Genomic DNA, 23,760 nt, shown 5'->3' on the forward strand with positions numbered 1-23,760 from the left:
AAGTTCACCGCCTCATTTGGGGCGGTGAGGGTGTTTTTAGACACATCCGGACATGCTTTTTGTAAATAACTGAAAGTTTTTCGACCGCCTTAAGCTGAAACGTGATAGCCGTCAAACAAACTCAGAGGGAATTATTTTACTCTGTGTAATAAATAAAGGGCGCTTAGATGTCCTGTCCACGGCACGGTACTCCCCCCGGGCCAATGCGTGAAAGCGTAAAAAAAGCACAAATACTCAGGAGCACTCTCAATTATGTTTAAGAATGCATTTGCTAACCTGCAAAAGGTCGGTAAATCGCTGATGCTGCCAGTATCCGTACTGCCTATCGCAGGTATCCTGCTGGGTGTCGGTTCTGCTAACTTCAGCTGGCTGCCAGCCGTAGTTTCCCACGTGATGGCCGAAGCAGGCGGTTCTGTCTTTGCTAACATGCCACTGATCTTCGCGATCGGTGTGGCTCTGGGCTTCACCAATAACGACGGCGTTTCTGCGCTGGCTGCAGTGGTTGCCTACGGCATCATGGTCAAAACCATGGCTGTGGTTGCGCCGCTGGTTCTGCATTTACCGGCAGAAGAGATCGCCGCGAAACACCTGGCGGACACCGGTGTTCTGGGCGGTATCATCTCCGGTGCGATTGCAGCGTATATGTTTAACCGCTTCTATCGCATCAAGCTGCCTGAGTATCTGGGCTTCTTCGCGGGCAAGCGTTTCGTTCCGATCATCTCTGGTCTGGCAGCGATTTTCACTGGCGTGATCCTGTCCTTCATCTGGCCACCAATCGGCTCTGCTATCCAGACCTTCTCTCAGTGGGCTGCTTACCAGAACCCGGTTGTGGCGTTTGGTATCTACGGCTTCATCGAGCGTTGCCTGGTGCCATTTGGTCTGCACCACATCTGGAACGTTCCATTCCAGATGCAGATTGGTGAATTCACCAACGCAGCAGGCCAGGTATTCCACGGCGATATCCCACGTTATATGGCGGGCGACCCAACTGCAGGTAAACTGTCTGGTGGCTTCCTGTTCAAAATGTACGGTCTGCCAGCCGCTGCGATTGCTATCTGGCACTCTGCTAAGCCAGAGAACCGTGCAAAAGTGGGCGGTATCATGATCTCCGCAGCGCTGACCTCGTTCCTGACCGGTATCACCGAGCCGATCGAGTTCTCCTTCATGTTCGTTGCGCCGATTCTGTACGTTATCCACGCGATTCTGGCGGGCCTGGCGTTCCCAATCTGTATCCTGCTGGGTATGCGTGACGGTACGTCCTTCTCTCACGGTCTGATCGACTTCATCGTTCTGTCCGGTAACAGCAGCAAACTGTGGCTGTTCCCAATCGTGGGTGCGTGCTATGCCGTTGTTTACTACACCATCTTCCGCGTGCTGATTAAAGCACTGGACCTGAAAACTCCGGGTCGTGAAGATGCGACAGAAGACAGCAAAGCTGGCGCTACCAGCGAAATGGCTCCGGCACTGGTCGCAGCGTTCGGCGGTAAAGAGAACATCACTAACCTGGACGCGTGCATCACTCGTCTGCGTGTGAGCGTTGCCGACGTAGCGAAAGTAGACCAGCCGGGTCTGAAAAAACTGGGCGCAGCGGGCGTAGTTGTTGCAGGTTCTGGTGTACAGGCAATCTTCGGTACCAAATCCGATAACCTGAAAACCGAAATGGATGAGTACATCCGCAGCAACTAAGTTGTGACCTGGGGAGACTAAGGCAGCCGAATGGCTGCCTTTTTTATTTGTGTCTTAAAAAACGCCACTGAGACGCGAGAGCGGTCACTCTTCAGTCAGCTGATGAACATTCAGGAAAGAAATCGAGGGAGGAGGTTGAAAGGACAGGAGAAACTCGCTCATACTCTTGGATTGTGTCACACACCGATCCCGGGAGTGTGTTTACAGCGGACGCATTGCGCCAGATTAAACTAAAAAGGAAAAGGTCATGGCTGAAGAAACGATTTTCAGTAAAATTATCCGCCGCGAAATTCCGTCAGATATCGTCTATCAGGATGAACTGGTGACGGCTTTCCGGGACATTTCCCCTCAGGCTCCGACGCACATCCTTATCATTCCCAATATTCTGATTCCGACTGTAAACGACGTAAAAACCGAGCATGAAGTGGCGTTAGGTCGTATGCTGACGGTGGCAGCCAAAATCGCTGAACAGGAAGGGATTGCAGAAGACGGTTACCGTCTGATCATGAACTGCAACCGCCATGGTGGCCAGGAAGTTTATCATATTCACATGCATCTGCTGGGTGGACGTCCTCTGGGGCCGATGCTGGCACATAAAGGTCTTTGACATGCTGAAAGGGCGTATTGCAGCGCTGGTAATGGCGATGATGATTGTGGGGTGCAGCTCGCGTCCGGCGATCCCCGTGAATGATGAACAGGCGCTGGTCATGGAGTCCTCTGTGCTTGCCGCGGGCATCACGGCGCAACAGCCCGCGTTGACTATCAGTGAAATCAACTCATCTGCCTCCTCTACGCTCTTTAATGAAAGACATGAACCTGTGACGGTCCACTACCGTTTTTTCTGGTATGACGTAAGAGGTCTTGAAATGCATCCGCTGGAGGCGCCGCGCAGCGTCACCATTCCGGCCAGGTCGTCGGTAACGCTCTATGGCAGCGCCAACTATCTGGGTGCGCATAAGGTGAGACTTTATCTTTATCTCTGAGGGGTGAACCTTGATTAAAAATTTGAGCCGCTATGCGCTCGTGACAGCTTTCGCTCTGTTTCTTGCAGGGTGTGTGACCCGAACTGAACAGCCTGCGCCTGTGGAAGAGGCTAAACCGGGTACTGAACAGCCGACGCCGCCAACGCAGCAGCAGCCAACCGTGCCGTCTGTACCGTCTATTCCGGCGCAGCCAGGCCCGATTGAACATCCGGACCAGACGTCACAGCCCACGCCGCGCGTGCGCCATTACGACTGGAACGGGGCAATGCAGCCGATGGTCGGCAAAATGCTGCAGGCGCAGGGCGTGACGGCGGGCAGCGTGTTGCTGGTCGACAGCGTCAACAACCGTACCAACGGTTCGCTGAACGCGGGTGAAGCGACGGAAACCCTGCGTAATGCTCTGGCTAACAACGGCAAGTTTACGCTGGTTTCGGCTCAGCAGCTCGCGGTCGCCAAACAGCAGCTGGGCCTGTCGCCGCAGGATAGCCTCGGTACCCGCAGCAAGGCGATCGGCATTGCCCGTAACGTTGGCGCACAGTATGTGCTGTACTCTAACGCCACCGGTAACGTGAATACCCCAGCCCTGCAGATGCAGCTGATGCTGGTTCAGACAGGCGAAATTATCTGGTCAGGTAAAGGTGCGGTTACGCAACAATGACAGCACGCGTGAAGAGATTCTGACGCGCTATTTTCCTCAGTACCGCCTTATCGCGCCGCAGGCCCATTCCGGGCTTGGCGGCGCGAGTTGCATTATAGAGCAGGGCGAACGACGTCTGGTCTTGCGGCAAAATCACGACCCCTTTGCTCCTGCCTCCCATTTCCGTCGTCAGTTTCGTGCCCTGAGACGTCTTCCGTCAGATCTCGTGCCTGCCCCTCGTTTTTTCAGACAGGGCTGGATGGCCGTGGACTATCTGGACGGTGAAGTTAAAAGCGCGCTGCCTGACACGCCGGCGCTCGCGTCGATGCTGTATCATCTGCACCGGCAGCCACGTCTGGGATGGCGAACGACGTTATTCCCTCTGCTGGAACATTACTGGCAGCAAGCCCTGCCTGACAGGCGTACGACAGTATGGCTGGCAAATCTCAAGCGGCTGCGTAAAACGGGCGAGCCGCAGCCGATTCGGCTCGCGCCGCTGCACATGGATGTTCATGCCGGGAATATTGTTCATACGCCAGCGGGCATCAGGCTTATCGACTGGGAGTATGCCGGAGATGGCGATGTGGCGCTGGAGCTGGCGGCAGTCTGGACGGAGAGTGAAGCCGCGCGGCAGATGCTCATCAGGGACTATGCCCGGGTAGCGCATATTGACCCCGACGCGCTGAGGCGTCAGGTCAGACGCTGGCGACCCTGGGTCATCATGTTAATGGCTGGCTGGTTTGAAATGCGCTATCGGCAGTCCAGAGACAAACAATTTATTGCGCTGGCAGACGATGCCTGGCGTCAGTTACAAACTAAAGGATAAGAGAGGTGGATGTGGGTCCAGTCATGTTGGATGTAGAAGGGTTTGAGCTGGATGCGGAGGAGCGTGAAATTCTGGCGCATCCGCTGGTGGGTGGCCTGATCCTGTTTACCCGCAACTATCACGATCCGGCGCAGCTGCGTGAGCTGGTGCGTCAGATCCGCGCCGCGTCGCGTAACCATCTGGTGGTGGCCGTCGATCAGGAAGGCGGGCGCGTGCAGCGTTTTCGCGACGGTTTTACCCGTCTCCCGGCAGCCCAGTCATTCGCCGCGCTGCTCGGCACGGAAGAGGGTGGAAAACTGGCGCAGGAGGCCGGCTGGCTGATGGCCAGCGAAATGATTGCCATGGATATCGACATCAGCTTTGCCCCGGTGCTGGATGTAGGGCATATCAGTGCTGCTATCGGAGAGCGTTCATACCATGAAGATCCGCGTATTGCGCTGGCAATGGCGACCCGGTTCATCGACGGCATGCACGACGCAGGCATGAAAACCACCGGGAAACACTTCCCGGGTCACGGGGCGGTGACGGCGGATTCACACAAAGAGACGCCGCGCGATCCACGTCCGGAAGCGGAGATTCGCGCCAAAGATATGTCGGTTTTTCAGTCGCTTATCACCGACAACAAGCTGGATGCCATTATGCCCGCGCACGTCATTTACAGCGACGTCGACCCGCGTCCTGCCAGCGGTTCTCCGCACTGGCTGAAAACCGTTCTGCGTCAGGAACTCGGTTTCAACGGCGTGATTTTCTCTGACGATTTGTCGATGGAAGGGGCCGCGATCATGGGCAGCTACGCTGAACGCGGTCAGGCATCGCTGGATGCGGGTTGCGATATGATCCTGGTCTGCAATAATCGTAAAGGTGCCGTTAGCGTGCTGGATAACCTGTCGCCGATCAATGCAGAGCGTGTTACACAATTGTATCATAAAGGTTCATTTAGCCGTCAGGAGCTGATGGATTCGGCGCGCTGGAAGACGGTCAACGCCCGGCTTGAAGACCTGAATGAGCGCTGGCAGGCACATAAAGCCAGCCTGTAAACCCTCCCGGAAGGCGTAGCGTGGTGAGAAGACGATGATCATCTATTTACACGGTTTTGACTCAAACAGTCCTGGTAATCATGAGAAGGTGCTGCAGCTGCAGTTTATCGATCCGGATGTACGGTTGATCAGCTACAGCACGCGCCATCCGAAGCATGATATGCAGCATCTGCTCAAAGAGGTGGACAAGATGTTGCAGCTCAACGTCGACGATCGCCCGTTGATTTGCGGCGTGGGGCTGGGCGGCTACTGGGCGGAGCGGATTGGCTTCCTGTGCGACATTCGCCAGGTGGTGTTTAATCCCAACCTGTTCCCGAACGAGAACATGGAAGGCAAAATTGACCGTCCGGAAGAGTATGTCGATATTGCGACCAAGTGCGTCAGCAATTTTCGTGAGAAAAACCGCGACCGCTGCCTGGTGATCCTTTCACGTAATGATGAAGCGCTCAACAGCCATCGGGCAGCAGAGCTCCTGCATCATTACTATGAGATCGTCTGGGACGAAGAACAGACCCACAAGTTCAAAAACATCTCCCCGCATCTGCAGCGTATCAAAGCGTTTAAAACGCTGGGTTAATCAATTACCCGCATGCATCAAAGCCCGGCCGCGAAAGCGTACCGGGCTTTCTTTTTGACCAGAATTGTCTACTTTTAAGCCATCAAAACTTGATGCATATCAATTTTGGTATGACCAATGCGCCTGACGTGGTATTCTCAATGCACCTGAATGGTTTCAGTGCTGTAACCTGTTGTTAATTAAGGGTTATTTTTATAACTTTTAATTAACAATTGGTTAATAATTTGAGGGGGTCACGTTGACTACGCCATTGAAAAAGATAGTGATTGTAGGCGGTGGTGCTGGCGGGCTGGAGCTGGCTACACAGCTGGGCAAGAAGCTGGGTCGCGGTAAAAAAGCCAAAATTACGCTGGTGGATCGTAACCACAGCCACCTGTGGAAACCGCTGCTGCACGAAGTAGCGACCGGCTCTCTGGATGAGGGCGTGGACGCGCTCAGCTATCTGGCGCACGCGCGCAACCATCATTTCCAGTTCCAGCTGGGCTCGGTAGTGGACATCAACCGTGAAAGCAAAACCATCACCCTGGCAGAGCTGCGCGATGAAAAAGGGGAGCTGCTGGTTCCCGAGCGTAAACTGGCGTACGACACGCTGGTCATGGCGCTGGGCAGTACCTCCAACGACTTCAACACGCCGGGCGTGAAAGAGCACTGCATCTTCCTCGATAACCCGCACCAGGCGCGTCGTTTCCATCAGGAAATGCTGAACCTGTTCCTGAAGTACACCAGCAATATGGGTGCGAACGGTAAGGTGAATATCGCTATTGTCGGCGGCGGCGCGACGGGCGTTGAGCTGTCTGCGGAGCTGCACAATGCGGTGAAACAGCTGCACAGCTACGGCTACAAAGGGTTAACTAACGAAGCGCTGAACGTCACGCTGGTTGAAGCCGGTGAACGCATCCTGCCCGCGCTGCCTCCGCGAATTTCCGGTGCGGCGCACAATGAGCTCACCAAGCTGGGCGTGCGGGTGCTGACGCAAACCATGGTGACCAGCGCCGACGAAGGCGGTCTGCACACCAAAGACGGCGAGTATATTAAAGCGGATCTGATGGTCTGGGCGGCAGGTATCAAAGCGCCTGACTTTATGAAAGAGATCGGCGGTCTGGAAACGAACCGCATTAACCAGCTGGTAACCGAGCCAACGCTGCAAACCACGCGCGATCCTGAAATCTTTGCCATCGGTGACTGTGCCTCCTGCGCGCGTCCTGAAGGTGGATTTGTGCCGCCGCGCGCGCAGGCCGCTCACCAGATGGCAAGCCTGGTGCTGCACAACATTCTGGCGCAGTACAAGGGCAAGCCAATGAAAGCCTATGTCTACAAAGACCACGGTTCACTGGTGTCGCTGTCAAACTTCTCTACCGTCGGCAGCCTGATGGGCAACCTGATGCGCGGCTCAATGATGGTAGAAGGGCGCATTGCCCGCTTCGTGTATATCTCCCTGTACCGCATGCACCAGATTGCGCTGCACGGCTATTTCAAAACCGGGCTGATGATGCTGGTGGGCAGAATCAACCGCGTGATCCGTCCGCGTCTGAAACTGCACTAATCTTTCACTCCCTCCGGGCCCTCTGGAGGGAGTTTTTAGCATTTCATGCTGTAGATCACAGTTTGACTGCTTAAGAGTTCTCCTAAATACAATATATCTCCTCTCAACGCCCTTTTTTTGATCCTTTATCTTATTGGCGAAGCGCGGCCTCCATTGCAAAATTGTTACCAATAGCAACAAAGGAGGAAGTCCCGTGAATAAATCAATGTTGGCGGGTATAGGGATTGGCGTCGCGGCTGCGTTAGGTGTGGCTGCCGTTGCCAGTCTCAACGTATTAGATCGCGGCCCGCAGTATGCACAGGTGGTTTCTGCTACACCGATTAAAGAAACCGTGAAAACCCCTCGTCAGGAGTGCCGTAACGTCTCCGTGACGCACCGTCGTCCGGTGCAGGATGAAAACCGCATTGCCGGTTCTGTTCTGGGTGCGGTAGCGGGTGGCGTGATTGGTCACCAGTTTGGCGGCGGTCGGGGTAAAGACGTAGCGACCGTGGTCGGCGCGCTGGGTGGCGGCTATGCCGGTAACCAGGTGCAGGGCGCGATGCAGGATAATGATACCTACACCACGACTCAGCAACGCTGCAAAACCGTCTATGACAAGTCGGAAAAAATGCTGGGCTATGACGTGACGTACAAAATTGGCGATCAGCAGGGCAAAATCCGCATGGATAAAGACCCGGGCACGCAAATTCCACTGGATGGAAATGGCCAGCTGGTTCTGAATAACAAAGTGTAAAAAAGATGTTCTCTGAATTTAGCTCCTCATGCGCTCAGGCTGAGGAGCTTTTTTTTGCTTCAGATTTTCAGTAGCTCAGGCCACAGCCGCAGCGTGGTTTCGCTAATATGCTGCAGTTTTTCCAGCGTGGCCCCTTCGCGGGCGCTGATCGACATCCCCTGCAAAATACAGCTCAGGTATTGTGCCAGCAGCTGAGGGTTGCATTGCGCGGGGATTTCACCGCGCTGCTGGCGCTGAGCCAGAAAGGCGCTGAGCGTCTCTTCCTGCATGGCATGCCGCGATTTCACCGTATTGGCAATCTCTTTGGATGACGCCGCAAGAGTGGCAGAGGTGTTAATCATAAAGCAGCCCGCAGGCGTCTCTTTACTGGTGAAGCAGGTCGCGACGGCGGTGAAATAGTCGCGAAGCGCCTGTTCAACGCTTTTCTCTTCACAGAACAGCTGGGCTTCGTGTTTCGCCGCAAAGCGCGAAATGTATCTGTCCAGCACCGCCCTGAACAGCCCCTCTTTATTGGTAAATTCGGCATACAGCGTCGGCGCTTTGGCTCCGGTGGCTTCTACCAGATCGGAAAGCGAGGTTGCTTCATACCCATGTTGCCAGAAGAGAGTCATGGCCTTATCAAGCGCTGCATCCCTGTCAAACACTTTTGGTCGGCCACGGCTTTTCTTCGCACAACTCGTGACATCGGTTGTCATTTGCCGTTGGTCCTCTGTTGGTTTGGTGAATGACCATTATAAAAATAAACGCAACCCACCACCAGTGCAGAATGCTTAAAAATAAATTAATCATATATGTATGAAAAATAACAATTTTAAAATTAAGTTAACGCTCGTTATAAAATTATGTTGACGCGTGACCTGGATCACATTTATGATTTACCTATCGATCGTTAACTAAATGATTAACGACCTCCAAATTCATCTGCTAAAGGTAAACATCATGAAAAACGTAAAAACCCTCATCGCTGCCGCTGTCCTGAGTTCACTCTCTTTCGCAAGCTTTGCTGCTGTACAGGTGCAATCCACCCCTGCTGACCAGCATAAAGTCGGGACAATCTCTGCGTCTGCCGGTACTAACCTGGGTTCCCTGGAAGATCAGCTGGCGCAGAAAGCGCAAGAGATGGGTGCAAAATCTTACCGTATCACCTCTGTGACCGGTCCGAACACCCTGCACGGCACTGCGGTTATCTACAAATAAGCCGGGCATAAACCCTCATTTATGCCACTGCAATAAAAAACGCCCTGCTTAGCAGGGCGTTTTTTATTTCTGATTTACATCGGCTGCTGGACGACATCGTGATGCCGGGTGACATCGGTCGGCATGCCTGACCGGGCTTCCATCGCACGCTCCATCACCACGCTGTTGGTATTCGCATTCGTTTTGAAGCTTACCATCGCGGCATTCAGGTTAATGGGCAGCGTCTGCGGATCGTCGCCAATGTTTTTCGATAACGGCTGATGAATCTCAACCAGCCGCACGCCGCCGGGCTCTTCTGAAACTTTAATCGGCGTATTGATAATATTCACTTTGGTTCCCGGCGTAACGACGTTAAACAGCGTTTTGATATCGTCATCGCGCAGACGAATGCAGCCGGAGCTGACGCGCATACCGATGCCAAAGTCCGCATTCGTTCCGTGCAGCAGGTAGACGCCGCCGTATGCCGCCAGGCGGATCGCGTGGTGCCCCATCGGGTTATCCGGACCAGCCGGCACCACGGCAGGAAGATCGATCCCCTGGGCCTTATAGCGGGCACGAATGTTGGCCGTCGGGGTCCAGGTTGGATTCGCGCGTTTATCCGAGACGGTGGTGACCATCGTCGGCGTCAGCGTGTCGCCGCCCAGCTGACCAATACCGATAGGGTAGACCGTCACTTCGTTTTTACCCGGCGGGTAATAGTACAGGCGCAGCTCGGCGAGGTTTATCACCATCCCCTCGCGCGGGGCGTCCGGCAGGATGGTCTGTAACGGGATGGTCAGTACGCTGCCCGCGCGCGGGACATACGGATCGACGCCGGGGTTCGCCTGCAGCAGGGCCAGAAAACCGACGTTATATTTTTTGGCAATCGCTTCCAGTGAACCACCATTATTTTCAACCACATGAAAGCGGTTTTCACCCACAACCTTGCTGCCGGGAGGGGGAAGGGGCCAGGTGTTTGCCCGAGCGGGAAGCGCAACCGCGACGGTAGCTGCCAGCGCAAACAGGGTCATCCAGCGAGTAAAACGCGAAGAGGTCATCATTACCATAATCCATATTAATGATAAGGTTATTGTTTTATAAGGCGTTAAACATAATTATGGCGAATGGGTGTGTCGGGAAGATCGGGTGAAGTGCAAAGAGTTTGTAAATTGTCCCCCTGTAACGCTGGGCTAACAGGGGGAAGGAAGGTTATGCGATCGCGTTCTCTTCCAGCTGGCGCATAAAGTTACGCACCCAGTCCATACGGGTTTTGCGCTCCGTCAGCTCCTGGGTAAATTTCAGACGGGTTGGGCCATCCAGACGGAAATGCTGCGGCTGTTTTTGCAGCAGGCCGATCAGCCACATCGGGTTGACGTGATTCTTCTCGGCGAATTCAATCACGCCGCCTTTTTCATTGCCTTCGAGCTTGCGGATCCCCAGCTTTTGCGCCTGCTGGCGCAGTCTCGCGATATCCAGCAAATTTCTCGCCGGATCGGGCAGCAGGCCAAAGCGGTCAATCAGCTCCACCTTAATCTCTTCCAGCTCGTTCTCCTTCTTCGCGCTGGCGATGCGCTTGTAGAACGACAGTCGGGTATTCACGTCCGGAATAAAATCGTCCGGCAGCAGGGAAGGCATACGCAGCTCGACCTCGGTCTGCTGGCTGGTGAGATCTTCCAGCGACGGCTCGCGTCCGGCCTTCAGGGCATCAACCGCGTTTTCCAGCAGCTCCATATAGAGCGAGAAGCCGATGGTCTCCATGGAGCCGCTCTGGTCTTCACCCAGCAGCTCGCCGGCACCGCGGATCTCGAGATCGTGCGTCGCCAGCGCAAAGCCTGCGCCGAGGTCTTCCAGCGAGGCGATGGCTTCCAGACGCTTTTGCGCGTCGGTGGTCATCGCTTTCGGATGCGGCGTCAGCAGCCAGGCGTAGGCCTGATGGTGCGAACGCCCGACGCGACCGCGCAGCTGGTGAAGCTGCGCCAGGCCAAAGTGATCCGCACGCTCAATGATGATGGTGTTCGCCGTCGGAATGTCGATCCCGGTCTCAATGATGGTGGTACACACCAGCACGTTAAAGCGCTGGTGGTGGAAGTCGTTCATTACCCGTTCCAGCTCGCGCTCGCGCATCTGCCCGTGACCGATAGCGATGCGCGCTTCTGGCACCAGCTCCGCCAGCCTGTCAGCCGCTTTCTGGATGTTTTCCACGTCATTGTAGAGATAGTAGACCTGACCTCCGCGCAGCACCTCACGCAGAATAGCCTCCCGCACCACCAGATTATCGTACTCGCGGACAAAGGTTTTCACCGCCAGACGGCGCGCCGGCGGCGTGGCGATAATCGACAGATCGCGCATGCCGCTCATCGCCATGTTGAGGGTTCGCGGGATTGGCGTTGCGGTCAGGGTCAGGATATCGACGTCGGCGCGCATCGCTTTGATGCGCTCTTTATGACGCACCCCGAAGCGGTGCTCTTCGTCGACGATCAGCAGCCCCAGATCTTTCCACTTCACGTCGCTTTGCAGCAGCTTGTGGGTGCCGATCAGAATATCGATTTTGCCTTCGCTTGCCTGTTCGAGGATCTGCGTCTGTTCTTTGGTGCTGCGAAAACGCGAGAGCATCTCGATACGTACCGGCCAGTTGGCGAAACGGTCGCGGAAGTTGTCGAAGTGCTGCTGTGCGAGCAGGGTGGTCGGCACCAGCACCGCCACCTGCTTATTGTTTTCCACCGCAAGGAAGGCGGCGCGCATCGCCACTTCGGTTTTTCCGAAGCCGACGTCGCCGCAGACTAAGCGGTCCATTGCCAGCGGCTGGCACATGTCGCTCAGCACGGCGTTGATGGCCTGGGCCTGATCCGGCGTGGTTTCAAACGGGAAGCTGTCGCAGAACAGCTGGTACTGTTCTTTATCATGCTTAAAGGCGAAGCCCTGTTTAGCCGCGCGCTGGGCGTAGATATCCAGCAGCTCGGCGGCCACGTCGCGTACTTTTTCCGCCGCCTTCTGGCGCGCGCGCGCCCAGGCATCGCCGCCCAGCTTGTGCAGCGGCGCATTCTCTTCGGCACCGCCCGCGTAGCGGCTGATCAGATGCAGGGAGGAGACCGGGACATACAGTTTGGCGTCGTTAGCGTAGGTCAGCATCAGGTATTCACCTTTGATGCCGCCCGCTTCCAGCGTGGTCATCCCCTGATAGCGCCCAACGCCGTGTTCCAGGTGAACAATCGGCTGGCCCGGGTGCAGCTCGGCCAGGTTACGGATCAGCGTGTCCGGGTTGATGGTCCGACGGTTGTCCTGACGGCGGCGCGCGACGCGCTCGCCCAGCAGGTCGCTTTCGCAAATCAGCGCCAGGTTGTTGAGCGTGTCGATGAACCCGTGCTCGGCGGCGCCAATCATCAGATAACGACCGTTTCCGGTCGCTTCACTCAAACGCAGGATGCGCTTCGGCGCCACCTTGATGCGTCCCAGCAGTTCACCTAACGCTTCGCGGCGGCCTTCACTCTCAACGGAGAACACCACCGGGCCGGTGAAGGACTCCAGGAACTTACGCAGATTATCCAGCGGGGATTTCTGCTGCGCCTGAACGGCCAGGTCCGGCAGCGTCCGGAAGGCCAGGTTGGTATTGGCGGCCTTATCGGCAAGCGAATCGGTTTTAAGCTGCATGCGCGGCCAGCGCTTCAGCTCGGCGTTGAGCTCGTCGGTGCGCAGCCACAGCGCTTCCGGCGGCAGCAGCGGACGCATCGGATCAACGCCACGGTTTTCAAAGCGGGCGCGGGTTTCGCTTTCAAAGCGGCTGGCGCTGGCGTCGATATCCCCGGTGTTGACAATCAGCGTATTCGCCGGGAAGTAGCTGAACAGGGCAGGCAGCGGCTCGTTGAAGAACAGCGGCTGCCAGTATTCGATCCCGGCAGGAAGCGTGCCTTTACTGACCTGCTGATAAATATGTTCCGCGTCGCGCTTCACCTCGAACTTATCGCGCCACTGGCTGCGGAACAGCTCGATAGCGGTTTTGTCCGTGGGGAACTCATGCGCGGGCAGTAAATTGATGGACTCTACTTCCTCCAGCGTGCGCTGCGTGTCGGCGTCGAATACGCGCAGGCTGTCGATTTCATCATCAAAGAAATCCAGACGATACGGCTGGTCGCTGCCCATCGGGTAAAGGTCAAGCAGCGCGCCGCGGGTCGCGTATTCCCCGTGCTCCATCACCTGGTCGACGTGGCGATAGCCGGCACCGTCAAGCTGCGCGCGCAGGGCATCACGGGACAGGCGCTGGCCTTTTTTCATCACCAGCGCGTGACCGTGCAGATAGCTGTGCGGACAGACGCGCTGCATCAGGGTATTCACCGGCACAATCAGCACGCCGCGCTGCATGGTCGGGAGTTGATAGAGCGTCGACAGGCGCGAGGAGATAATCTCCTGATGCGGAGAGAAGCTGTCATACGGCAGCGTCTCCCAGTCGGCCAGGCTGAACACCAGGCTATCGGTGAACTGGCGAATTTCATCGTGCAGGCGCAGGGCGTTTTGCATATCCGGGGCAACCAGAATCACCGGGCCTGGATGACGCTCGGCGATTTCCGCCACCAGCGTGGCGCACGCCGCGCCCGTGAGTTCACCCAGCTGGCGCTGGTCGCCCGCTTTGACAGGTAAGGAATAACGATAGTGTTCAGGCATGGCTATGTCAGAGTCTCTTATGGATATACCAACAGTATTGGGGCATATCACTGATACGCAATGTCTTTATTATCCTCGATCGTTTTACATAAGCAAATCGTAACCGCACGGCAGGGCTAAACGCCCCCGAACCGGGGGCGGAGAGTGTATTAACGCGTTGAAGGTGACAGGGTCAGCGTAGACGGAGGAGAAAAGAAAACGTCCCCAAACAGCGCGGTAGAGATTTTACGCACCCCGAGTCCGGCAAGGGTACAGATAAGCAGGCTGGCAAACGGGTAGACCAGCACCAGGGTGAGCTCTGCCCAGACCGGCCAGTAAGCGGCATTCATCTCGCCAATCAGGAACAGGCTAAAGGCCTCAATCAGGATGCGGTGGGTGGTATAAATCGCAATGGTGTTTGAGCCAATCACGTTCAGCAGATTGTTCGGGTGAACGGCATAGCGCTGCTCAAGGCTGTAGAATAGCTTCATGATCAGCACAATCGACAGCAATGAGAGCAGCAGCGGAACGTTAGCAAACCACAGCACCACGGAGACGGCGGCGAAAGCGCCGGTTGGCAGCCAGATGCGGCGCAGGTTGACGTTTTTCATCCACGCCATCAGCTCTGCGCCATACCACGCCCCGAGGCTGTAGTAGATCATGTTGCGTACCACGCTGTTCATTCCCCACCACGGCAGCGGCAGGAAGTTAATCGCGATGCTTGCCAGCGCCAGCAGAGCCAGTACCGGCAGCTTCCAGCGGCTCAGCAGTTTACACAGCGTGAAGTAGACCACCAGAGCATACAGATACCACAGGCTGGTGCTGGCGGTGACCATCCCCAGCACAAAGCCTGAGAACGAGTCGGCGTAGGCCGCGTTCGACGAGGTCGCAAGCTCACGCTCGGGCGCCAGCCAGGCGTTCAGGTGGGTCAACGCCTGCCATTGCAGAACGCCCCACAGCGCCAGGACCCAGACAATGCTCCAGATCCGCTTGTCGAGACTGGTTCGCCAGTCCACCTCGTCAATATAACGACGGATCAGATAGCCGGAGATGAAGAAGAAGACCGGCATACGGAACGGTGCGAGATAGAGGTTAAAATAGACCCAGCATTTGGCGAGAAGGCCGGAGAGCGGATGTTGTAGCCCGATCAGATGCGGATAAAACGTGATAACCGAATGATAGATAACCACCAGGCAGATACACAGCCCTTTTATCTGGTTAATCCATAATGCTTTTTGCTTCATTGTTCGCCACTACCTTATTGCCATAAACGAACGAGCAATTGTTGTAAAACGAAGCCGGGATGTAATGGGTAACAGTCTGTATCCGGTGGTTTTTCGGAAAAGGTGGAGGTTGCGAGGTGTGTTTCCAGACAATAGCACCCTGATTTATCTGAATTTTTCGGAAGAATGATTACCAAAGCTTACTGTTTCAGTCATTTACGCTTAACGGATTCGCTTATATACTCGTGGGTCTGCTATCAGCAAACAGACGGATTTCATGTATCAACCTGTCGCACTCTTCATAGGCTTACGTTACATGCGTGGGCGCGCCGCGGACCGCTTCGGTCGTTTTGTCTCCTGGCTTTCGACTATTGGCATTACGCTTGGCGTGATGGCACTGGTGACGGTGCTTTCCGTCATGAATGGCTTTGAGCGCGAGCTGCAAAACAATATCCTGGGGCTGATGCCGCAGGCCGTTCTCTCATCATCCAACGGTTCGGTTAACCCGCAACAGCTGCCGGAAAGCGCGGCGAAGTTACAGGGCGTCACGCGCGTCGCGCCGTTGACGACCGGCGACGTGGTGCTGCAAAGCGCCCGCAGCGTGGCGGTCGGCGTGATGCTGGGTATCGACCCGGCGCAAAACGATCCGCTGACGCCGTATCTGGTTAACGTGAAGCAGTCCGATCTGGAAGCCGGAAAATACAACGTGATTCTGGGTGAACAGCTTGCCGGCCAGCTTGGCGTCAACCGCGGCGATCAGCTGCGCGTGATGGTGCCTTCTGCCAGCCAGTTTACGCCGATGGGGCGCCTGCCAAGCCAGCGTCTGTTCAACGTGATTGGTACCTTTGCCGCCAACAGCGAAGTCGATGGCTACCAGATGCTGGTTAACATCCAGGACGCTTCACGCCTGATGCGCTACCCGGCAGGGAACATCACCGGCTGGCGCCTGTGGCTCGACGCGCCGCTGAAGGTCGATACCCTCAGCCAGCAAAAACTGCCGGACGGCACCAAATGGCAGGACTGGCGCGAGCGTAAAGGCGAACTGTTCCAGGCCGTGCGGATGGAAAAAAATATGATGGGGCTGCTGCTGAGCCTGATCGTGGCCGTGGCCGCATTTAACATCATTACCTCGCTGGGCCTGATGGTGATGGAGAAGCAGGGCGAAGTCGCCATTCTGCAAACCCAGGGGCTCACGCCGCGCCAGATCATGGCGGTGTTTATGGTGCAGGGGGCCAGCGCAGGCATCATCGGCGCGCTGCTCGGCGCCGTGCTGGGGGCCTTGCTTGCCAGCCAGCTTAATAACTTAATGCCGATCATCGGCGCGCTGCTCGACGGCGCGGCGCTGCCGGTGGCTATCGAGCCGCTGCAGGTGGTCGGTATTGCGCTGGCCGCGATGGTCATTGCGCTGCTTTCTACGCTTTATCCTTCCTGGCGCGCTGCCGCCACTCAACCCGCTGAGGCTTTACGTTATGAATAAGATCCTGTTGCAATGCGACAACCTGTCCAAACGCTATCAGGAAGGCACTGTGCAAACCGACGTGCTGCACAATGTGAGCTTTAGCGTGGGTGAAGGCGAGATGATGGCGATTGTCGGCAGCTCCGGCTCGGGCAAAAGTACGCTGCTGCATCTGCTGGGCGGGCTGGATACGCCAACCGAAGGCGACGTGATTTTCTCCGGCCAGCCGATGAGCAAAATGTCCTCCGCGGCGAAGGCCGAGCTGCGCAACCGCGAGCTGGGCTTTATCTACCAGTTCCACCATCTGCTGCCGGATTTCACGGCGCTGGAAAACGTGGCGATGCCGCTGCTGATTGGTAAAAAGAAACCGGCAGAAATTAACGCTCGCGCCAGCGACATGCTGAAAGCGGTAGGGCTGGGCCATCGCGGTAACCATCGTCCCTCTGAGCTTTCGGGCGGCGAGCGCCAGCGCGTGGCGATTGCCCGTGCGCTGGTCAACAACCCGCGTTTGGTGCTGGCGGATGAGCCTACCGGTAACCTGGATGCCCGCAATGCGGACAGTATTTTCCAGCTTCTGGGCGAGCTGAACGCCTCGCAGGGCACCGCGTTTCTGGTCGTAACCCACGATCTGCAGCTGGCAAAACGCATGGGGCGTCAGCTTGAGATGCGCGACGGCCATCTGAACGCGGAACTGACCCTGATGGGAGCAGAGTAATGGCGTCACCGTTATCCTTACTCATCGGTTTACGTTTTAGCCGCGGCCGCCGTCGCGGCGGCATGGTGTCGCTGATCTCCGTCATCTCGACCATCGGTATTGCGCTGGGCGTGGCTGTGCTGATTGTGGGCTTAAGCGCCATGAACGGCTTTGAGCGCGAGCTGAATAACCGCATTCTGGCGGTAGTGCCGCACGGGGAGATCGAGCCGGTTAACCAGCCGTGGACTAACTGGAGCGATGCGCTCACCAAAGTCGAAAAAGTGCCGGGCATTGCCGCGGCCGCGCCCTACATTAACTTTACCGGGCTGGTGGAGAGCGGGGTAAACCTGCGCGCCATTCAGGTGAAAGGGGTCAATCCCGCCCAGGAAGCGCGTCTCAGCGCGCTGCCAGACTATGTGCAGAACGGCGCGTGGGCCAACTTTAAGGCCGGCGAGCAGCAGATCATCATGGGTAAAGGCGTGGCCGATGCCCTGAAGGTGAAGCAGGGCGACTGGGTATCAATCATGATCCCGAACGCCAGCGCCGACCACAAGCTGCAGCAGCCTAAGCGCGTGCGCCTGCACGTCACCGGTATTCTTCAGCTGAGCGGTCAGCTCGATCACAGCTTTGCGATGGTGCCGATGGAGGATGCGCGCCAGTATCTCGATATGGCCGACAGCGTGACGGGCATTGCCATCAAGGTGAACGACGTGTTTAACGCCAACAAGCTGGTACGCGACGCGGGCAGCGTGACCAATAACTATGTCTACATCAAGAGCTGGATCGGCACTTACGGCTATATGTACCGTGATATCCAGATGATCCGCGCCATTATGTATCTGGCGATGGTGCTGGTGATTGGTGTGGCGTGCTTTAATATCGTCTCCACGCTGGTGATGGCGGTCAAGGACAAGAGCGGCGACATCGCCGTGCTGCGTACGCTGGGGGCGAAAGACGGTCTTATTCGCGCCATCTTCGTCTGGTACGGTTTGCTGGCGGGGCTGTTCGGCAGCCTGTGCGGCGTGGTGATTGGCGTGGTGGTTTCCCTGCAGCTGACGCCAATTATCAACGGGATCGAAAAGCTTATTGGTCACCAGTTCCTGTCGGGTGATATCTACTTTATTGACTTCCTGCCGTCTGAACTGCACTGGCTGGACGTTTTTTATGTGCTGGTTACAGCACTTTTACTGAGTCTGCTGGCAAGCTGGTATCCGGCGCGTCGCGCAAGCCGAATTGATCCGGCGAGGGTATTAAGTGGCCAGTAATTACGTCATGATCTAGCGACTTTCGGGCCGCCAGGTTAAAAGAGGAATGCGTTATGTATTACGGATTTGATATTGGCGGCACCAAGATTGCGCTCGGCGTGTTTGATAAAGATCTCAGGCTACAGTGGGAAACCCGCGTACCCACGCCGCGCGAAAGCTACGACGAATTTTTAACCGCGATTGCCGCGCTGGTGGCGCAGGCCGATGAACGCTTTGGCGTGAAAGGCAGCGTCGGCATCGGCATTCCGGGTATGCCCGAAACCGACGACGGCACGCTGTATGCCGCCAACGTGCCTGCCGCCAGCGGTAAACCGCTCCGCGCCGATCTCTCTGCCCTTCTTGAACGCGACGTGCGTTTAGACAATGATGCTAACTGCTTTGCGCTCTCCGAAGCCTGGGATGATGAATTCCGCCAATATCCGCTGGTGATGGGGCTGATCCTCGGGACCGGCGTCGGCGGGGGGATTGTGATCAACGGGAAGCCAATCACCGGGCGAAGCTACATCACCGGCGAATTTGGTCATATCCGTCTGCCGGTGGATGCCCTGGAAGTCGTGGGGCGCGATTTCCCGCTGACCCGCTGCGGCTGCGGCCAGCACGGCTGTATTGAGAACTACCTCTCCGGCCGCGGGTTTGCATGGCTTTACGAACACTTCTATCATCAGAAACTTGAGGCCCCTCAAATCATTACCTTGTGGGAGCAAGGGGATGCGCAGGCGTGCGAGCACGTCGAGCGTTATCTGGATCTGCTGGCGGTGTGTCTGGGAAATATTCTCACCATCGTCGACCCGGATCTGCTGGTGATCGGGGGAGGGCTGTCAAACTTTACCGCGATTACGGAACGGTTGTCCGGGCGTTTGCCCCGACATTTATTGCCGGTTGCCCGCGTGCCGCGTATTGAACGCGCGCGACACGGGGACGCAGGAGGCATGCGCGGAGCCGCATTCCTTCATCTCACCGATTAGTTTACGAGGTTTCTATGCTGTCGCGTCGCCAGGGTCGACTCAGCCGTTTTCGCAAAAACAAACGCCGCTTGCGTGAGCGCTTGCGCCAGCGGATCTTTTTCAGAGACAGAATGATGCCAGAAGCGATGGATAAACCCAGAGTGGTGGTGCTGACCGGAGCGGGGATCTCCGCCGAGTCAGGAATTCGAACCTTCCGCGCGGCGGATGGGCTGTGGGAAGAGCACCGCGTGGAGGATGTGGCTACGCCGGAAGGCTTTGCCCGCGACCCTGATCTCGTGCAGGCGTTTTACAACGCCCGCCGCCGTCAGCTTCAGCAGCCTGAAGTCGCGCCGAATGCGGCCCATCTGGCGCTGGCGAAGCTGGAAGAGGCGCTCGGCGATCGTTTTCTGCTGGTGACGCAGAATATCGACAACCTGCACGAGCGGGCCGGTAACAAGAACATCATCCACATGCACGGCGAGCTGCTCAAGGTTCGCTGCGCCTGGAGCGGTCAGGTGCTGGACTGGCAAGAGGACGTGCTGCCTGAGGATAAGTGCCACTGCTGCCAGTTCCCGTCGCGCCTGCGTCCGCACGTGGTCTGGTTCGGCGAAATGCCGCTGGGCATGGATGAGATCTACAGCGCGCTGGCGATGGCCGACGTGTTTATTGCCATCGGCACATCCGGTCATGTTTACCCGGCGGCGGGGTTTGTCCACGAAGCGCGACTGCACGGTGCGCATACGGTTGAACTCAACCTTGAGCCAAGCCAGGTGGGCAGCGAGTTTGAAGAGAAACACTACGGTCTGGCAAGTACGGTCGTACCGGAGTTTGTCGACAAGCTGCTGAAAGGGCTGTAGCGGCAATCGCCTGAAAAGGCACCCGTCCAGCGGGTACCTTTTTATTTATGAATGGAAGAACGCCAGCGTCTTCTCGAGCGATTTAGCCTGCTCATCCAGCGAGAGCGCCGCCGCTGAGATCTGCTGAACCAGCGAGGCGTTCTGCTGGGTCGTACTGTCCATCTGGTTAACGGCGGTGCTCACCTGGCTAATCCCCCGATTCTGCTCGTCCAGCGCCTGAACGATATCGTTGATGACCAGATGCACATGCGACACCGCTTCAATCACCTGTTTCATCATCACCCCGGTTTCATTGACCAGCTCAACGCCTTTGCTTACGCGGCCCGAGGACTCGGCAATCAGCTGAGAGATCTCTTTTGCCGCGTTGGCGCTTCGCTGGGCAAGATTGCGCACTTCCCCAGCGACGACCGCGAAGCCGCGCCCCTGTTCGCCTGCCCGTGCCGCTTCAACGGCAGCATTCAGCGCCAGGATATTGGTCTGGAAGGCGATGCCGTCGACAATGCTGTTAATCTCGCCGATCTTACGCGCGCTTTCGTCAATCTCCCCGATCACCACGACCACGTCGTTTACCAGCGTTTCGCCATGCCCGGCGAGGCTTGCGGCGCGATCGGTCAGCGTGGTCGCCTTGTGGGCGTTGTCGGCATTATTTTTCACCGTGACCGAAATCTCTTCCATGCTGGCTGCCGTTTCAACAATCGCAGCCGCCTGTTCCTCGGTTCGCGAGGCGAGGTCAAGGTTGCCCGCCGAAATTTCGCTGGTGCCGCCGTGTACGGAGTGGCTGGCTTCGCTGATATTGTCGACGATGCGCTTGAGCTGCATCTGCATGGTGTGCAGGGCGTAAAAAATGCTGTGGGTATCTCCGGAACGCACCGGGATGGTGTTGTTCAGATCCCCCCGGGCAACGGCCAGGGCGATCCCGGCGGCTTCCGAAGGTTCACCCCCAACCGGACGGTCAACTTTGCGGGTAAAGATCTGCGCCATGACCAGGCTAACCGCCACGATGCTTAACACCATCATGATGATGGCTTTCAGTAAAAATGCGCGCGCTTCGGCCATCACTTCGCTGACCGGCGTGATAATGGCGAGTTTCCACGGCGTCTGGCTATTACCGACGGCGATGTCCTGCCAGGTGATAAACACGTCCTCCTTCAGCAGCGGATCGCTTACCCGGATGACGTCATGACCGGTAATCTGACCGGCGTAAGGCTTGCCTGCCGCGCGCTTGTCCGGGCTGGACACCACGTTATTACCCGCTGAGAGGAGCAGGGCGTAGCCTGTGCCGTTCCAGGGTTTAATCGCGCCGATCGTCGATTGCAGCGTGGCGAGGGAGAAGTCCGAGGTGACCGAACCCAGAAACTGACCGTCACGCATGATGGGGGCGGCAATCGAGGTGAGCATCACGTCCACGCCGTTGTAGGGATAAATATAGGGCTCGATGATCACATCTTTATGCCGTTGTTTCGGCAGCAGATAATAATCACCGCTGCCGGGCGTTTCGATGTCCGTCAGCAGGTGTAATGCCGGTTTGCCGGTGGCGTCCCGGTCGACGTAGCGGGCGTAACGCCCGGCAGGATCTTCACCGCTTTGACCGGCCCAGACGGCATCTTTATCGTCGAACGCGTTAGGCTCAAAGGCCATCGACATGGAGAGAAACTGCGGGTGAGCCGAAAGGTAGTGGATGAGCAGCTGGTTCAGGCTCTGGCGTTCGGATACGCCCGCCTCGCGCAGCGCCAGGGCGCTGTTGCCCATATCCCGGGCGGCAGTCAGGGCAGAATCCAGCTGTTTACTGACCTGCAACGATTGCACCTCGGCAATCTGGCGGATATGTTTTTTGGCCAGAACCTCCTGCTGCGCCATCCACTGCCACATCATAAAACCGATCGTTGCCGTAAAGCCCACCGTTACGGTGAGGAAAATGGACAATAGCATCAACGTCTTGACTCTTATTTTTTTTCTTCGGACCATGGCGTCTTTCATTCTCATCTCCCGTAATATCGTGCATGTCGGGCAGGCACATATTCCTTATCGGATATTTTCTCCTCTTTCTGTAGAGCGTCAGGAATATTTAATTTAAATTTTGATTCGTAAATCCAGTTAATTAGTGTGGATGCTTTTATTTTGTGCATTCAATCAAAATAGTGCTCGATAAAGCTCGTTATCGTCGTGTAGAAAGAGGATGCTAATAAATATAAAGTTGTAGAGGAGGATGGGATATGTACGGATTTATTGCGCGACAACCCATTTTTAACCCTGAGATGAAGACGGTGGCCTACGAGCTGCTCTTCAGAGATGGGATGACAAACCGTTTTCCGGATGTGTCGGCGGAATATGCCACCTCCAGGATGATCTCAGATCAGTTTTTATGCGTGCCGTCCCAGCGCATCGCCGGGGCACATACGTCGTTTATTAATTTCCCGTCGCGAATGGTCATAGACCGCAGTGGAGAAGCGCTGGATAAAGAAAGCGTGGTCATTGAGATCCTGGAAGATGCTGTGCCGGGAGCGGAGCTGCTGCAGGCCGTCAGGGAGATGAACGCGCATGGTTATCAGTTTGCGCTTGATGATTTCACGCTTGCGCCAGAATGGGATGTTTTTTTACCCTATATTTCAATACTGAAATTTGACGTCAGAAATTATACCTTAGCGCAAATTAAACAGTATCTGAAAGAGCGTAAACATTTAACCGGGCATATTAAATATCTCGCTGAAAAAATTGAGACTAAAGAGGAATTCAGCCAATACCGGGAAGAGGGATTCTCGCTGTTTCAGGGCTATTTTTTCTGCCGTCCGGAGGTCATTAAATATAAACGGCTATCGCAAAATCAGCTGGCGATTTTTCGGCTGCAAATGGAGGTCGGACGCAATAAACCCGATTTTCGGATCGTCGAGTCGTTGATTAAAACCGATCTCACCCTGTCCTATAAGATTATGCGCTACATGAAACACACCGCATTTAAACATATCGGTGCCTGTAATTTCAGTAAGTTAACCCTGAGCGAAGTGCTGAGATACCTGGGGGAAAACCAGCTGAGGCGGTTTGTTGCCGTCGTGGTCCTCGCCAGTGCGGGCAATGACACCGTCAGCGAGCTTTACCCGCTGAGCATGATGCGCGGCAAGTTCTGCGAACTGATAGCCGAGACGATGAACGAACCGACGCTGGCTGAAAATGCCTTCATGTGCGGCCTGTTTTCTCTGCTCGATACCCTCCTAGAACAGCCGATGGCCGAGTTGATGAAGCAAATTGCGGTCCCGCAGAGCGTGAGCAATGCGCTGTGCCATCAGGAGGGACGGTTAGCCGATATGGTGAGCCTGTGCCGTTACTATGAACAGCAGCAGTGGGACGAGGCTACCCGGGTTCGTAAGGCGCTGGGTCTGTCGGATGAGGAGGTGGTTGAGGCGATGAGAAAGGCGACAATCTGGGCAGGGGAGAATGCGGTCAGTTAATCCTTCCTCACGCCGTACGGGCGGCGTGAGGAAGAACGCGATACC

The 23,760-nt window shown here is 56.2% G+C and carries 21 protein-coding genes; 16 read left to right on the plus strand and 5 right to left on the minus strand.

Annotated features, from left to right (window positions below; translation table 11 throughout):
- The first annotated feature begins 252 nt into the window (after positions 1-252).
- From ptsG to DFO52_RS10175, 9 genes are all read left to right on the plus strand, one after another.
- Entirely contained in the window at positions 253-1,686 is a 1,434-nt protein-coding gene (ptsG, locus tag DFO52_RS10135) for a PTS glucose transporter subunit IIBC (RefSeq protein WP_023311158.1), read from the plus strand.
- Positions 1,687-1,933: 247 nt separating this feature from the next.
- A complete protein-coding gene (hinT, locus tag DFO52_RS10140) occupies positions 1,934-2,293 on the plus strand; it encodes a purine nucleoside phosphoramidase (protein ID WP_006809243.1) in 360 nt (119 codons plus the stop codon).
- A 1-nt stretch (position 2,294) separates the two neighbouring features.
- Positions 2,295-2,669: a YcfL family protein gene (locus DFO52_RS10145; protein ID WP_133550314.1), complete on the plus strand. Its 375-nt coding sequence runs from the start codon at positions 2,295-2,297 to the stop codon at positions 2,667-2,669.
- Between the two features lie 10 nt (positions 2,670-2,679).
- Positions 2,680-3,327, plus strand: a complete 648-nt coding sequence (gene lpoB, locus DFO52_RS10150) for a penicillin-binding protein activator LpoB (RefSeq protein ID WP_023311160.1) — start codon at positions 2,680-2,682, stop codon at positions 3,325-3,327.
- Complete coding sequence (gene thiK, locus DFO52_RS10155) at positions 3,308-4,132, plus strand: thiamine kinase (RefSeq protein ID WP_133550316.1); 825 nt, start codon at positions 3,308-3,310, stop codon at positions 4,130-4,132. The genes lpoB and thiK overlap by 20 nt, the downstream gene beginning before the upstream one ends.
- Positions 4,133-4,143: 11 nt before the next feature.
- Positions 4,144-5,169 carry a beta-N-acetylhexosaminidase gene (gene nagZ / locus DFO52_RS10160; RefSeq protein ID WP_023311162.1) on the plus strand — a complete coding sequence of 342 codons (1,026 nt, stop codon included), beginning with the start codon at positions 4,144-4,146 and terminating at the stop codon, positions 5,167-5,169.
- Between the two features lie 34 nt (positions 5,170-5,203).
- Positions 5,204-5,746, plus strand: a complete 543-nt coding sequence (gene ycfP / locus DFO52_RS10165) for an alpha/beta hydrolase YcfP (RefSeq protein ID WP_008500781.1) — start codon at positions 5,204-5,206, stop codon at positions 5,744-5,746.
- A gap of 238 nt (positions 5,747-5,984) precedes the next feature.
- Positions 5,985-7,289: an NAD(P)/FAD-dependent oxidoreductase gene (locus tag DFO52_RS10170; RefSeq protein ID WP_023335290.1), complete on the plus strand. Its 1,305-nt coding sequence runs from the start codon at positions 5,985-5,987 to the stop codon at positions 7,287-7,289.
- A 193-nt stretch (positions 7,290-7,482) separates the two neighbouring features.
- On the plus strand, positions 7,483-8,022 hold the full coding sequence (locus DFO52_RS10175) for a glycine zipper 2TM domain-containing protein (protein ID WP_008500779.1): 540 nt from the start codon (positions 7,483-7,485) through the stop codon (positions 8,020-8,022).
- A 59-nt stretch (positions 8,023-8,081) separates the two neighbouring features.
- On the opposite strand, the gene DFO52_RS10180 is transcribed toward DFO52_RS10175, so the two are convergent.
- On the minus strand, positions 8,082-8,717 hold the full coding sequence (locus DFO52_RS10180; protein ID WP_029739866.1) for a TetR/AcrR family transcriptional regulator: 636 nt from the start codon (positions 8,715-8,717) through the stop codon (positions 8,082-8,084).
- Positions 8,718-8,961: 244 nt separating this feature from the next.
- Between DFO52_RS10180 and bhsA the strand changes: the two genes are divergently transcribed.
- Positions 8,962-9,219 (plus strand): multiple stress resistance protein BhsA, encoded by a 258-nt coding sequence (bhsA, locus tag DFO52_RS10185; protein WP_023616599.1) that lies wholly within the window; start codon positions 8,962-8,964, stop codon positions 9,217-9,219.
- A gap of 74 nt (positions 9,220-9,293) precedes the next feature.
- Here the strand turns inward: bhsA and DFO52_RS10190 are convergent, their stop codons facing one another.
- The 3 genes from DFO52_RS10190 to DFO52_RS10200 all read right to left on the minus strand — a co-directional run bounded on the left by DFO52_RS10190 (position 9,294) and on the right by DFO52_RS10200 (position 15,077).
- On the minus strand, positions 9,294-10,259 hold the full coding sequence (locus tag DFO52_RS10190) for a L,D-transpeptidase family protein (protein WP_047648091.1): 966 nt from the start codon (positions 10,257-10,259) through the stop codon (positions 9,294-9,296).
- A 148-nt stretch (positions 10,260-10,407) separates the two neighbouring features.
- Positions 10,408-13,854, minus strand: coding sequence for a transcription-repair coupling factor (mfd, locus tag DFO52_RS10195; RefSeq protein ID WP_133550317.1), 3,447 nt, complete (start codon positions 13,852-13,854; stop codon positions 10,408-10,410).
- Positions 13,855-14,003: 149 nt separating this feature from the next.
- A complete protein-coding gene (locus tag DFO52_RS10200) occupies positions 14,004-15,077 on the minus strand; it encodes an acyltransferase family protein (protein WP_047648089.1) in 1,074 nt (357 codons plus the stop codon).
- Positions 15,078-15,333: 256 nt separating this feature from the next.
- On the opposite strand from DFO52_RS10200, the gene lolC reads away from it, so the two are divergent.
- From lolC to cobB, 5 genes are read left to right on the plus strand one after another with little or no spacing between them, the layout of a single operon-like run.
- Positions 15,334-16,533, plus strand: coding sequence for a lipoprotein-releasing ABC transporter permease subunit LolC (lolC, locus tag DFO52_RS10205; protein ID WP_166642358.1), 1,200 nt, complete (start codon positions 15,334-15,336; stop codon positions 16,531-16,533).
- Entirely contained in the window at positions 16,526-17,227 is a 702-nt protein-coding gene (gene lolD, locus DFO52_RS10210; RefSeq protein ID WP_010429765.1) for a lipoprotein-releasing ABC transporter ATP-binding protein LolD, read from the plus strand. The genes lolC and lolD overlap by 8 nt, the downstream gene beginning before the upstream one ends.
- Positions 17,227-18,471, plus strand: coding sequence for a lipoprotein-releasing ABC transporter permease subunit LolE (gene lolE, locus DFO52_RS10215; RefSeq protein WP_029739861.1), 1,245 nt, complete (start codon positions 17,227-17,229; stop codon positions 18,469-18,471). The genes lolD and lolE overlap by 1 nt, the downstream gene beginning before the upstream one ends.
- Positions 18,472-18,524: 53 nt before the next feature.
- Positions 18,525-19,436, plus strand: coding sequence for an N-acetylglucosamine kinase (nagK, locus tag DFO52_RS10220; protein ID WP_047648087.1), 912 nt, complete (start codon positions 18,525-18,527; stop codon positions 19,434-19,436).
- Between the two features lie 14 nt (positions 19,437-19,450).
- Positions 19,451-20,272 (plus strand): Sir2 family NAD+-dependent deacetylase, encoded by an 822-nt coding sequence (gene cobB / locus DFO52_RS10225; RefSeq protein ID WP_047648086.1) that lies wholly within the window; start codon positions 19,451-19,453, stop codon positions 20,270-20,272.
- 45 nt (positions 20,273-20,317) lie between these two features.
- Here the strand turns inward: cobB and DFO52_RS10230 are convergent, their stop codons facing one another.
- Positions 20,318-22,249 carry a methyl-accepting chemotaxis protein gene (locus DFO52_RS10230; protein WP_133550319.1) on the minus strand — a complete coding sequence of 644 codons (1,932 nt, stop codon included), beginning with the start codon at positions 22,247-22,249 and terminating at the stop codon, positions 20,318-20,320.
- Positions 22,250-22,485: 236 nt separating this feature from the next.
- On the opposite strand from DFO52_RS10230, the gene DFO52_RS10235 reads away from it, so the two are divergent.
- A complete protein-coding gene (locus tag DFO52_RS10235; protein WP_133550320.1) occupies positions 22,486-23,715 on the plus strand; it encodes an HDOD domain-containing protein in 1,230 nt (409 codons plus the stop codon).
- Positions 23,716-23,760: the final 45 nt, after the last annotated feature.

Origin of the sequence: Enterobacter sp. AG326, assembly GCF_004362415.1 — a bacterium.
Lineage (GTDB): Bacteria > Pseudomonadota > Gammaproteobacteria > Enterobacterales > Enterobacteriaceae > Enterobacter > Enterobacter asburiae.

Excerpts from the sequence above, each read along its gene's own strand:
- lolC (WP_166642358.1), top strand. The coding sequence starts at position 15,334 with ATGTATCAACCTGTCGCACTCTTCATAGGCTTACGTTACATGCGTGGG.
- bhsA (WP_023616599.1), top strand. The coding sequence starts at position 8,962 with ATGAAAAACGTAAAAACCCTCATCGCTGCCGCTGTCCTGAGTTCACTC.
- hinT (WP_006809243.1), top strand. The coding sequence starts at position 1,934 with ATGGCTGAAGAAACGATTTTCAGTAAAATTATCCGCCGCGAAATTCCG.
- mfd (WP_133550317.1), bottom strand. The coding sequence starts at position 13,854 with ATGCCTGAACACTATCGTTATTCCTTACCTGTCAAAGCGGGCGACCAG.
- DFO52_RS10235 (WP_133550320.1), top strand. The coding sequence starts at position 22,486 with ATGTACGGATTTATTGCGCGACAACCCATTTTTAACCCTGAGATGAAG.
- DFO52_RS10230 (WP_133550319.1), bottom strand. The coding sequence starts at position 22,249 with ATGAAAGACGCCATGGTCCGAAGAAAAAAAATAAGAGTCAAGACGTTG.
- ycfP (WP_008500781.1), top strand. The coding sequence starts at position 5,204 with ATGATCATCTATTTACACGGTTTTGACTCAAACAGTCCTGGTAATCAT.
- DFO52_RS10190 (WP_047648091.1), bottom strand. The coding sequence starts at position 10,259 with ATGATGACCTCTTCGCGTTTTACTCGCTGGATGACCCTGTTTGCGCTG.
- lolD (WP_010429765.1), top strand. The coding sequence starts at position 16,526 with ATGAATAAGATCCTGTTGCAATGCGACAACCTGTCCAAACGCTATCAG.
- ptsG (WP_023311158.1), top strand. The coding sequence starts at position 253 with ATGTTTAAGAATGCATTTGCTAACCTGCAAAAGGTCGGTAAATCGCTG.
- DFO52_RS10200 (WP_047648089.1), bottom strand. The coding sequence starts at position 15,077 with ATGAAGCAAAAAGCATTATGGATTAACCAGATAAAAGGGCTGTGTATC.
- cobB (WP_047648086.1), top strand. The coding sequence starts at position 19,451 with ATGCTGTCGCGTCGCCAGGGTCGACTCAGCCGTTTTCGCAAAAACAAA.
- nagK (WP_047648087.1), top strand. The coding sequence starts at position 18,525 with ATGTATTACGGATTTGATATTGGCGGCACCAAGATTGCGCTCGGCGTG.
- lolE (WP_029739861.1), top strand. The coding sequence starts at position 17,227 with ATGGCGTCACCGTTATCCTTACTCATCGGTTTACGTTTTAGCCGCGGC.
- DFO52_RS10145 (WP_133550314.1), top strand. The coding sequence starts at position 2,295 with ATGCTGAAAGGGCGTATTGCAGCGCTGGTAATGGCGATGATGATTGTG.
- DFO52_RS10180 (WP_029739866.1), bottom strand. The coding sequence starts at position 8,717 with ATGACAACCGATGTCACGAGTTGTGCGAAGAAAAGCCGTGGCCGACCA.